The sequence below is a fragment of the Aeromonas sp. R3-1 genome, assembly GCF_040908345.1.
Taxonomy (GTDB): domain Bacteria; phylum Pseudomonadota; class Gammaproteobacteria; order Enterobacterales; family Aeromonadaceae; genus Aeromonas; species Aeromonas veronii.
Genome location: NZ_JBFODN010000002.1, coordinates 1 through 10,735, shown reverse-complemented (window position 1 = coordinate 10,735; position 10,735 = coordinate 1). Strand labels below are relative to the sequence as shown.

Below are 10,735 nucleotides of genomic sequence, written 5' to 3'. Positions count from 1 at the left end.
GGTCAACATCTTTGGCGGCATCGTGCGCTGCGACATGATCGCGGAAGGCATCATCGGTGCGGTCAAGGAAGTGGGGGTCAAGGTGCCCGTCGTGGTCCGTCTGGAAGGCAACAACGCCGAGCTGGGTGGTATCAAGCTGGCCGAGAGCGGCCTCAACATCATTGCGGCCAAGAGTCTGACCGATGCCGCGCAGCAAGTCGTCAAAGCAGCGGAGGCCAACTGATGAGCGTACTGATCAACAAGGACACCCGAGTCATCTGCCAGGGCTTTACCGGCGGTCAGGGGACTTTCCACTCCGAGCAGGCGCTCTCCTACGGCACCCAGCTGGTCGGCGGCGTCTCCCCGGGCAAGGGCGGCACCACCCATCTGGGCCTGCCTGTGTTCAACACCGTCCGTGACGCGGTCGAAGCGACCGGCGCTACCGCCACCGTCATCTATGTTCCGGCACCGTTCTGCAAGGACGCGATCCTGGAAGCGATCGACGCGGGCATCAAGCTCATCGTCACCATCACCGAAGGCATCCCGACGCTGGATATGCTGGACGTCAAAGTGAAGCTGCAAGAGACCGGCGTGCGGATGATCGGCCCCAACTGCCCGGGTGTGATCACTCCGGGTGAGTGCAAGATCGGCATCATGCCGGGCCACATTCACAAGCCGGGCAAGGTGGGCATCGTCTCCCGCTCCGGCACCCTGACCTACGAAGCGGTCAAGCAGACCACTGACGAAGGCTTTGGCCAGTCCACCTGCGTCGGTATCGGTGGCGACCCCATCCCGGGCTCCAACTTTATCGACATTCTGGAGATGTTCCAGAACGACCCGCAGACCGAAGCGATCGTGATGATCGGCGAGATCGGCGGCAACGCCGAGGAAGACGCAGCTGCCTATATCAAGGCCCACGTCACCAAGCCGGTGGTCTCCTATATCGCCGGTGTTACTGCCCCTCCCGGCAAGCGGATGGGCCACGCTGGCGCTATTATCTCCGGTGGCAAGGGTACTGCCGCCGAGAAGTTTGCCGCGCTGGAAGATGCTGGCGTGAAAACCGTCCGCTCCCTGGCCGATATCGGTAAGGCTCTGCGCGAAGTAACCGGCTGGTAATTCCTGTTAGCCCGTTATCTCTAATAAAAATGCCGCCCGATGGGCGGCTTTTTTATTACTTTATTAAAGCGCATTTTATCTATAGCTAGACCTTAGATTATTCTCAAAGTAGGATATGGAAAATTCAGTATGATAACGTTTTTTATTTTAGTGAGATGTATTGTTTATGATTAAATTATTTGACACAAATCAAAGCAAAACTGTACTGTCTAAGTTTAGACAAAGAATTGATGGTCTATTTACCTCGAATGACTTTGATAAACAACGAAATAGTATGATTCGTTTAGTAATTAATGCCATGGACAAAAATCCTGATGAATGGAACCAATTCTGCCAAATAAATATAAAGTGGATAGGTGATAGATTTATTAGTCGATTGGCAGATAGCGAAGAGCTGAACAAAGAAGGTTTGGATGAAATTTGTTCCATGTGTTTTCGGTTTCTTTTTGAATTGTATCTCTCAACTAAAAATGATTTATCCTTTGAGTTCGATAGTGCCAGAAGATTTATTTTCAACAATATAGAACTTTTTGAAAAATCAGCGAAAGAACAAATGGAATTCGCAATTCGTGATATGCCTATAGCTATTTTTAAGGCTGTGGCAAACAGTGATGAGATTGAAACACTTAAAAACTTTGACGCAGTTGCGGCGAAGGCTAAGCAACTTAAAGAAGAATGGGATAAGGATTTAAGTGAAAGAGAACGTCGAGTAAAATCAATTGAAGATTCTTTATCTAGATATGAAAATGCATATAATTTTGTTGGTTTGTATCAAGGTTTTGATGACTTATCAAAAGAAAAGATACGTGAACGCGATGGGATTTTGTTCTGGCTTAAGCTTTTATCATTGGTCATAGTTTTACCGATAGTTGCTGAGCTTATATTTATTTATGCCAATATTGATAGTTTGTCTGTTATTAGAGATGGCCTATTGGTATCAATTTTCCCTACAATATCTTTAGTTGCAATATCTATATATTATTTCAGGGTTCTTCTCTTTAATTATAAGTCGGTTAAGTCACAGTTATTGCAGATCGACCTTAGAAAGACATTGTGTCGATTCATACAAAGCTATTCTAGTTACGCTAGTGAGATAAAAAGCAAAGATGCTGATGTTTTGGAGCGATTTGAAAGGGTTGTATTCTCTGGCATAGTAACGGAGGATGGCAATTTACCATCTACGTTTGATGGAATAGAACAAATTGGGCAATTTATTAAATCTGTTAAGTCATAGAGATATAATGGCTTCATTAGAGTGGTGTCCACGATGAGAAAACGTTATAGGTGTAGTCAGCAGTGAATATATGGTGATTGCTATTTTGGTGGAATGGAATCATAGGGTGTCTGAACACTTAAAACAATTTACTTTACATATCTCTTCTACCATGACAGCATTTGAATGCTATTATTGGATTAAATGGCCGCCTAGGGCGGCATTTTTATATTAAGTGTTGGGTTTAGGCGAGAGTCGTTTGTTTTAATTTATTTATACTCTTGGCTCTCTTTTTATCTCTAACCCACATGACAGACCCATTTGTTTTTTTCATTTCAAAAAGGTCTATAGATTGAAATAGATCACTGAGTTTCCTAAATCCATAGTTACGTTGGTCAAATGATGCGTGGTTAGATATGTGATTTCCAATCTCACCAAGCGTAGCCCAACCATCATCTTCTTCAACCGCCTCTATTGCTTGTCGTAGCAAATTGATGAGCTTTGTATCACCTTTTATGTTCTTACTTTGCTTTTGAATCGGTTGCTCTAAAACTGGTTCTGCATCCAAATATAGAAATCGAGAGCAACTGTTGACAAATGGTAATGGTGCTTTACGTTCTCCAAATCCAATAACAAACTTACCATCAGCAAGAGTCCTAGTCACTAAAGGGGTAAAGTCACAATCCGATGACACAAGACATATCACGTCAATATCTTTTGTGTATAGGACGTCCATTACATCAATTGCTAATGCCATGTCTGTAGCATTCTTACCTTTTGTTAGATCGAATTGTTGAACTGGTTGTATAGCATAATCGTGCAGTACATCTTCCCAAGGCTTCAGATTATGATTTTTCCAATTTCCATAAGCTTTTCTAATGTTAACAACACCGTAACGAGCTAACTCTGATAATACTGTATCTATCTTGCCTGCAGGCGCATTATCAGCATCAATAAATACGGCGATTTTTTCTTTATTTTTCACTAAAGCCTCCATGCTATTTATTACGTAATCAGCAGTGTTCCCATTGTATCGTTAAGTCGTAGGGCCGAACTGCGAGGCGTATTCTGACGAACGAGAGTTTAGTTTGCCATAGACGTTATTCGCAATCTGTGATGACAGGTCAATTGTGTTGTCTGGTTTCATCCAAATTGTATCCCATTGATCTTTACGTAAGATGAAAATGCCGACCCTCGGGTCGGCAGTTTCAAGAAATAGGGTGTGGGGCGAAACAGTATGGGAAATGGTTGCCCTCTATCGCCGGGCTATTTATCCGCCTTGCCCGCTGCATCGGCAAGTTTGGCCAGCTGTTTGTCATACCAGGCCACCGGGCGGTTCTCATCTTCCGCCCGCTCCTTGCGCCGGATGGCATTGCGTACCGCCATGGCGCCCAGCCAGCGGAATGGCTCTGGCGGGAAGTAGCCGCGCGGGCCGCTGACCAGGGCGCATTCGCGCCAGGGTTTATCCTCCTCCCGCACCTCATCTCTCACCAAAGCCGCCAGGATCTGGCCACCGATCCAGCTTTGCGCCACTCCGTTGCCGGAGTAGCCGAGGCCATAGACGATATTGGGCTGCCCTCGCCAGTGGCCGAAGAAGGGGAGGCCATCTACCGAGCGGTCGGAGGCGCCGCACCAGCTGGCGGCGATGGGCACCTCTTTGAGCGCCGGAAAGAAGCGGCGCAGGGTGCGGGTAAGGGGGGCAAGGTAACGGCTGGGGGCATCAAACTCGGCCAGATGGCGGTTGGCAAAGGCGAAGGTGTTGCCCCCCTTGCCCAGCATCAGCCGCCCTTGTGGAGTGGAGCGGTAGTAATGGACAAAGGTGCGGCCATCCACCACGCTGCGGCCGTGCTCAAGCTGCTGGGCAGCCAATGCATCCGGCGCGGGGTCGGTTATCACCATATCGGAGGAGACCAGCACTATACTGCGGCGAAACTCGCGAAAGTGCGCCGTCATGGCGCTGTTGAGGGCCAGCACCACCTTGCGGGCACGCACCTCACCTTGCGGTGTTTGCACCCGTGCCGGCTGGCCCGCCTCAAGGCGCTGCATGGGAGAGTGTTCATAGACCTCGACCCCCAATTCCCGTGCCACCCGCAGCAGGCCGCGCACCAGCAGTGCCGGTTGCACCGAGCCCGCGTGGGGGCTGTAGAGCCCCTCCAGATGAACGTGGGAGCCGCTCTGGCTCGCCAGTTTATCCTCTTCAATCACTTGCCACTGGTTAAGGTCTGCGCGTTTGAGTTCCTGCAATACCGGCTCCATCAGGCCGCGCTGGGCCTCGCTGGTGGCGGTGTAGCAGGTGCCCTCGACTCTCAGCTGTGCCTCAATATTGTGCTGTTCGCAGAAGCGGGCGATCTCGTGCACCGCCTGCTCGGATCTTTGTACCAGCCAGGCGGCCTGCTCTTCGCCAAAGAGGCGCTTTAAGGTCAAATACTTGGCTGACCAGGTGAGCAAACAGCCGCCGTTGCGCCCGGAGGCGCCGCTGCCGCAGCGATCTTTTTCCAGCACCGTGATGCGTAAGCCAGGCTCGGCCTGTTTAAGGGCGATGGCGCTCCACAGCCCGGTAAAGCCGCCGCCGACGATGCAGACATCGACCTCGTGGTGGCCGACTAGGGGCGTGGGCGGCGCGGGCTGTTCGGCGGCGAGCGCTTCGGCCAGCCAGAAGGGGAGAGTGGACATGATGACTCCTCGATAAGGTTATTGGTGGCGCCAGCGCTGGGTGCGATCCAGCAGGGCGCGGCTCAAAAAGAGCTGGAGCAGCTTGACGGTGGCGGCGGCCAGCAGGATCAGGGTGGCCATGGCGGCGGCCGCGGCGGTGTCGCCGGAATCCTCCATGTTCAGCACGGCGATGGAGGCGAGCACGCTGTCGCTCGAATAGAGGAAGATCACCGCCGAGGTGGTGGTCATGGCGTTGACGAACAGATAGATAAAGATCTCCAGCAGTGCGGGCAGGGAGGCGGGCAGGGTGACTCGCCAGAACGCCTTCCAGAGCGGAATGCGCAATGAGATGGCCACCAGCTCCAACTCCTTGGGCAACTGCTTGAGGCTGGTCAGCGCCGTCATATGGCCCACCGTGTAGTAGTGGATGACGCAGGAGAGCACCATCAGCGGCAGAGTGCCATAGAGGCTGCCAAAGAGCGGATTGCCGTTGAAAAAGAAGATATAGCCGAGACCCAGCACCATGCCGGGTACCGCCAGCGACAGCATGGCGAGCAGATGCAACAGCTGGCGCAGCGGCGCAAAGTGGCGCCCCTTCTCCTGCGCCCAGGCCAGCACTATCACCAGCACGGTGCCGATAAGCGCGGTATAGAGGCCCAGCTGCAAGGTGTTGGTAAAGGGCTGCCAGCCGTAGACGCTGTTGCTGTCAAAGGCGTAGTGATCCAGCGTCAGCTCGAGGTTGTAGGGCCAGAACTGCACCAGGGAGCCGTAAATGGCCATCCCCACCAGCGCCAGAAACAGCAGGGCCCAGAGCGTGCACCAGCCGAGCGCCAGCAGGTCACGCAGCCGATGGGGTTTGGGCTGATAGGGCACCGCCTTGGTGCTGCTCTGCTCCTGCATCTTGCTGCGTACCCTGTGCTCCAGCGCAAAGCTCAACAGTGCCGGCAGCAGCAGGGTGACGCTGGCAACGGCGCCCAGCGAAAAGTTCTGCATCCCGATCACCTGCCGGTAGATATCGGTAGCCAGCACGCTGTACTGGCCGCCAATCACCTTGGCAACCCCGAAGTCGCAGATGGTGAGGGTGAAGACGGCGATGGCGGCGCTGAGCAGGCCATAACGGGCGGTAGGCAGGGTGACGGTGACAAAGGTGCGCCAGCCGCTGCTGCCCAGCACCCGGGAGGCTTCATAGAGGCGGGCGTCGCTCTGACCGAGCGCCGTGATAAGGATCATCAGGGCGTGGGGGAAGCACCAGAAGCCCAGACCAATGACGATGCCTATGGGGCCGTAGATGCTCTCGCCGCCGAGCAGCCCCTTGGCGATCCCCTGATTGCCAAACCAGTAGACCAGACTGATGGCGGGCAACAGGGAGGGCATCAATAGCGGGATAAGGCCGATGAGGCGAAACAGGGGCTTGCCCGGCATGCAAGTGCGGGTGAGGGCATAGGCGTAGCCAAAGGCGATGGTCACTACCAGCGCGGTGATCAGCACTCCGAGCCAGAGGGTGTTGCCGATGGTGCGCCCCAGATGAGGGGAGTCGAAGTAGGCGCTGAAGTTGGCAAGGCCCACCCAGAGGCCGTTCTCATCCTGCAGACTCTTTTGCAGCATGGTGAGCAGCGGCAGCAGCAAGCCGCCGGTGAGCAGGGCGATGCCGAGCACCAGCAGGATCAGTTGCAGCAGCTGATCCCGGCTCCAGCCGCGACAGATTCGCTGCCAACGAGAGTCTTGCCGGGCTGTCGCTGGCGGCAACAGGGAAGAGGTCGCAAGGGGGGCAGTCATGGGCGCTCTCCTTCAAACAGCTGCATCGCCGCGGCGGGCCAGTGCAGCGAGCAGCGCATGCCGCTGCGCCAGCCACCCTGTTCGTGGCGGGGCAGCTCGTGGGTCGGGCGCTCCACCAGAATTTGCTGCGGGCCCAGATAGGTGTCGGCGGTGCAGATAAGGCGCTGGGCGGCGCCGAGAAACTCCACCTGATCGATGGTTGCTTCAACGCCATGTTGGCCAAGATACGGCTCGCTCGGCGCACTCAGGGTGATTGCCTCGGGGCGGATCGCCACCTGCAATTTGCTGCCGGCAGCGGCCTGGTTGGCAAGTGTCAGCGGTTGTTCGTTGAGGCGCACCTGATTGGGGCTCAGCACCAGGGTCTCGAGGAAGTTCATGGTACCGACAAAGCTTGCCACGAAACGGCTGGCAGGCTGGTGGTAGATCTCCTGCGGGGTGCCCACCTGCACGATGCGGCCGCCCTCCATCACCACGATGCGATCGGCCATGGTCAGCGCCTCTTCCTGATCGTGGGTCACCATGATGGTGGTGATGCCAAGGCGCTGCTGCAGGGCGCGGATCTCGCTGCGAAGATGGGTGCGCACCAGTGCATCCAGCGCGCTGAGCGGTTCGTCCAGCAACAGCAGGCCGGGGGAGAGGGCCAAGGCCCGGGCCAGCGCCACCCGCTGCTGCTGGCCGCCTGAGATCTGGCTCGGGTATTTGTGGGACTGGGCAGTGAGATCCACCAGCCCCAGCCAGTGGTCCACCCGCTCCTTGATGAGATCCCGCGCCAGCCCCTGATTCTCAAGGCCGAAGGCGATGTTCTGGGCCACCGTCAAGTTGGGGAAGAGGGCATAGGACTGAAACACGATGCCAAAGTCGCGCTCCTGGGGCGGCAGGCGGGAGATATTGCGCCCTCCTTGCCAGATCTCGCCGCTGTCTGGCAGATCCAGCCCGGCGATCGCTCTGAGCAGGGTGGTTTTGCCGCAGCCGGAGGGGCCGAGAAAGCAGATAAACTCCCCCGGCTCAATGGTCAGAGAGATCCCTTTCAGGGCCTGAAAAGCACCGAACTGCTTGTTGAGATGTTGAATGTCCAGATAGGGCTGGGTCATGGTTCGACTCGCTACTGATTTGGTATATACCAGTTTGCGGGTAAAGTGTGACGGTCAGGTGATCGGGGGATGACAGCTTGATGACAGTCAAATGACATCGGGTCGCCAGCAAGTGGCTGGGCACTGTGCGAATGGACTAAGCATCGCTAATTGAAGGCACTACACACTCGGGAAGTTAAAACCAAAAAGCGAAGGCCAACACCTGTTGGCCTTCGACTGACAGTTTATTGGCAGCGGTGTGTCTGGCGTGAACAAACCGCCGCCCTTCACGCTTACTGTTTGGCTTCGGTCTTGCCGTCGAAGCTGGCGCTCCACTGGGCCAGGATGGCGTTACGCTCGCGGGCTGCCCAGCTAAAGTCGTTGTCGATCATCTGGCCTTTGATATCCGCCGGATAGCCCGCTCTCGGTTGGGCCACATCGGGGATGGCGACCACGGCGAACGACTTGTTGTAGAGGGCGTTGGCCTGTTCGGTTGCGGCAAAGTCGAGCAGCTGTTTGGCGGCTTCCAGCTTGGGAGTGCCCTTGATGATGGCGGCGGCTTCCATGTCCCAGCCCGACCCCTCTTTCGGGAACACCACCTCGATGGGGGCACCCTTGGCCTTGAGGCTGGTAGCCGGGAAGTCAAAGGAGATACCGATCACCGTCTCGCCGCTGGCGGCCAGCTTGCAGGGAGCGGAGCCCGAGTGGGTGTAACGGTCGATATTCTGGTGCAGGCCGTTCATGAATTGCCAGCCCTGCTTCTCACCCATGGTCTGCAGCCAGCCAGCGACGCTCAGGTAACCGGTGCCGGAGGAGCTGGGGTTGGGCATGATCACCTTGCCCTTGTAGATGGGCTTGGTGAGGTCGGCCCAGCTGGTCGGCGCCGGGATCCCCTGTTTCTCCGCCTCTACCTTGTTGAAGCAGATGGCGCTGAAGAAGGCATCCAGACCGATCCAGTGCGGCTCGGCCTTGCTGTCGCGAAAGCGGCTGTCGAGCTTGTCCAGTCCTTTCGGTGCATAGGCATTGAGCATCTGCTGCTGATCGAGCTGCATCAGGCTGGTGGCAGCCAGTCCCCATACCACATCCGCTTTGGGCTGGGCTTTTTCTGCCAGCAAGCGGGCGGTGACCACGCCGGTGGAGTCACGCACCCACTTGATGTTGATGTCCGGATGCTGGCGCTCGAACGCGGTTTTCAGCTCGCTGAGCTGCTCCGGTTCGAAGGCGGTATAGACGGTGAGATCGGTTGCGGCCAGTGCCGGGGCGGTCATGGCAGCCAGCACGGTGGCGGCCAGCAGATGGGTTCCCTGTTTCATCCTCTTCTCCAGTTAAATTGGCTTGGTATAAACCAGATTGGTCGAGAGAGAGGCTAGGGGATCTTTATGACGTGACCGTGACAGCCCCGTGACGTTTTGCCGTGTGCGATTTGCCGTTCCTGATCTGCCCGTGACTAATCCTGGGTATCCACCTCGATCTCCAGACTGTCGTGGCGCCAGTACTCCAGATCGAAGTCGAGCACCCGGCCATGCTGATCGAAGTTGAGTCGCTCGAGGCGCAGGGCGGGCAGACCGGCGGTGGCCCCCAGCGCCTTGGCTACCTCGTCCGGCAGGGCGGTGGGGAAGAAACGTACCTGCATGCGGGCGTAGTGGAGATCGTAATGGGCCTGGTAGATCTCGGTCAGGCTGCCGTTGAGATCCAGCTCCAGCAGGCCGGGCACCCGCTCGGGCAGGCAGTGGTTCTCGCAGTAGCAGATGGCACGCCCGTTGGCATAGCGCAGCCGCTTGAGCAGAAACAGGCTGTCGAACGGTTTGAGCTGCAACTGCGCCATCAACGCGGGCGGTACCGCCTGACGGCTTTTCTCCAGCAGCTCGGTGCGCGGCTCTCCCCCTTGCTCCCGCACTATCTGGTGAAAGTTGGAGGTGCGTCTGGGGTTCAAGCGAAAGCGCGGCGGGGTGACAAACCAGCCGCGGCGATCCTCCCGATAGATAAGGCCGTTTGCCTCCAGCTGCACCAGTGCCTCGCGGATGGTGACCCGGGTGGTGCCATAGAGTTCTCCCAGCAGCCGCTCGGAGGGGAGCTTGTCGTTGGGGGCCAGACCCCCCGCCAGGATCTGGTTGGCGAGGGCATCCTTGATCTGCAGATATTGGGGTTTGCTCATGAAAATCCCTGGTTTTGCAATAAGTTGTGCAATGAGTTGGGCAATGGGCTGGGCACAGGGCAGGTCATCTGCCCGGTCGTTACACGGCAACATCAACATGCATTGGTAGATACCAGCAGCGCCCCTGCTGTTCAGGCTTCCTAGATTATCGCGATCCCGGCGCTGAAAATGAATTTTTTGTTGCACGTAGCGCCACCCCTTTGACCTTGGCGGGGCAGTTACCCACAATGCGCTCATTCTGGTATATACCAAAAGGAGCGAAGTTATGACCCATATTCCTGCGGCCCCCGCCGCCGTCGATTACCTGCTGCTGACCCCGGGCCCCCTCTCGACCACCGCCACGGTGCGCGCCGCCATGCTGCAAGACAGCTGCACCTGGGATGCGGACTACAACCAGGGGGTGGTGGAGCCCATCCGCCGCGAGCTGGTGCGCCTCGCCACCGGCCCTGAATATGAAAGTGACTACAGCGCCGTCTTGCTGCAGGGGAGTGGCAGCTATGTGGTGGAGAGTGTGCTGGGCTCGGCGATAGGCGTCGATGAGTGTCTACTGATCATCAACAACGGCGCCTACGGTGCCCGCATGGGGGAGATGGCCCGCTGCCTTGGCCTGCGCCACCACGAGCTGGACTGCGGCGAGACCACCCGCCCCGAAACCGCCACCATCGAGGCGATGCTGGGGCGCCACCCCGAGATCACCCATCTGGCCATGGTCCACTGCGAGACCACCACCGGCATGCTCAACCCCCTTGAGGAGGTGGCTGCGCTCTGCCAGCG

General features: G+C 56.5%; 8 protein-coding genes and 2 pseudogenes. 4 read left to right on the top strand and 6 right to left on the bottom strand.

What is annotated here, in order from left to right:
- The 3 genes and pseudogenes from sucC to AB5Y85_RS00075 all read left to right on the top strand — a co-directional run.
- Positions 1–223: pseudogene (gene sucC / locus AB5Y85_RS00085) on the top strand (succinate--CoA ligase subunit beta); the annotation flags it as partial.
- Positions 223–1,095 carry a succinate--CoA ligase subunit alpha gene (gene sucD, locus AB5Y85_RS00080; protein ID WP_005346088.1) on the top strand — a complete coding sequence of 291 codons (873 nt, stop codon included), beginning with the start codon at positions 223–225 and terminating at the stop codon, positions 1,093–1,095. The pseudogene sucC and the gene sucD, both read left to right, overlap by 1 nt.
- Positions 1,096–1,261: 166 nt before the next feature.
- Complete coding sequence (locus tag AB5Y85_RS00075; protein ID WP_157160674.1) at positions 1,262–2,329, top strand: hypothetical protein; 1,068 nt, start codon at positions 1,262–1,264, stop codon at positions 2,327–2,329.
- A gap of 223 nt (positions 2,330–2,552) precedes the next feature.
- On the opposite strand, the gene AB5Y85_RS00070 is transcribed toward AB5Y85_RS00075, so the two are convergent.
- The 6 genes from AB5Y85_RS00070 to phnR all read right to left on the bottom strand — a co-directional run bounded on the left by AB5Y85_RS00070 (position 2,553) and on the right by phnR (position 9,961).
- Positions 2,553–3,293 carry an NYN domain-containing protein gene (locus AB5Y85_RS00070; RefSeq protein WP_157160675.1) on the bottom strand — a complete coding sequence of 247 codons (741 nt, stop codon included), beginning with the start codon at positions 3,291–3,293 and terminating at the stop codon, positions 2,553–2,555.
- A 281-nt stretch (positions 3,294–3,574) separates the two neighbouring features.
- Positions 3,575–4,981, bottom strand: a complete 1,407-nt coding sequence (locus AB5Y85_RS00065; RefSeq protein WP_368221011.1) for an FAD-dependent oxidoreductase — start codon at positions 4,979–4,981, stop codon at positions 3,575–3,577.
- Between the two features lie 18 nt (positions 4,982–4,999).
- Entirely contained in the window at positions 5,000–6,736 is a 1,737-nt protein-coding gene (locus AB5Y85_RS00060) for a putative 2-aminoethylphosphonate ABC transporter permease subunit (RefSeq protein ID WP_368221010.1), read from the bottom strand.
- Complete coding sequence (locus AB5Y85_RS00055) at positions 6,733–7,827, bottom strand: putative 2-aminoethylphosphonate ABC transporter ATP-binding protein (RefSeq protein WP_368157958.1); 1,095 nt, start codon at positions 7,825–7,827, stop codon at positions 6,733–6,735. Before AB5Y85_RS00055 ends, AB5Y85_RS00060 begins: the two co-directional genes overlap by 4 nt.
- A 272-nt stretch (positions 7,828–8,099) precedes the next feature.
- Positions 8,100–9,119: a putative 2-aminoethylphosphonate ABC transporter substrate-binding protein gene (locus AB5Y85_RS00050; RefSeq protein WP_368221008.1), complete on the bottom strand. Its 1,020-nt coding sequence runs from the start codon at positions 9,117–9,119 to the stop codon at positions 8,100–8,102.
- A gap of 134 nt (positions 9,120–9,253) precedes the next feature.
- Positions 9,254–9,961 (bottom strand): phosphonate utilization transcriptional regulator PhnR, encoded by a 708-nt coding sequence (gene phnR, locus AB5Y85_RS00045; protein ID WP_005300236.1) that lies wholly within the window; start codon positions 9,959–9,961, stop codon positions 9,254–9,256.
- A gap of 265 nt (positions 9,962–10,226) precedes the next feature.
- Here phnR and AB5Y85_RS00040 point away from each other — a divergent pair.
- Positions 10,227–10,735: pseudogene (locus AB5Y85_RS00040) on the top strand (2-aminoethylphosphonate--pyruvate transaminase); the annotation flags it as partial.

Excerpts from the sequence above, each read along its gene's own strand:
- AB5Y85_RS00075 (WP_157160674.1), top strand. The coding sequence starts at position 1,262 with ATGATTAAATTATTTGACACAAATCAAAGCAAAACTGTACTGTCTAAG.
- AB5Y85_RS00050 (WP_368221008.1), bottom strand. The coding sequence starts at position 9,119 with ATGAAACAGGGAACCCATCTGCTGGCCGCCACCGTGCTGGCTGCCATG.
- AB5Y85_RS00060 (WP_368221010.1), bottom strand. The coding sequence starts at position 6,736 with ATGACTGCCCCCCTTGCGACCTCTTCCCTGTTGCCGCCAGCGACAGCC.
- AB5Y85_RS00065 (WP_368221011.1), bottom strand. The coding sequence starts at position 4,981 with ATGTCCACTCTCCCCTTCTGGCTGGCCGAAGCGCTCGCCGCCGAACAG.
- AB5Y85_RS00055 (WP_368157958.1), bottom strand. The coding sequence starts at position 7,827 with ATGACCCAGCCCTATCTGGACATTCAACATCTCAACAAGCAGTTCGGT.
- sucD (WP_005346088.1), top strand. The coding sequence starts at position 223 with ATGAGCGTACTGATCAACAAGGACACCCGAGTCATCTGCCAGGGCTTT.
- phnR (WP_005300236.1), bottom strand. The coding sequence starts at position 9,961 with ATGAGCAAACCCCAATATCTGCAGATCAAGGATGCCCTCGCCAACCAG.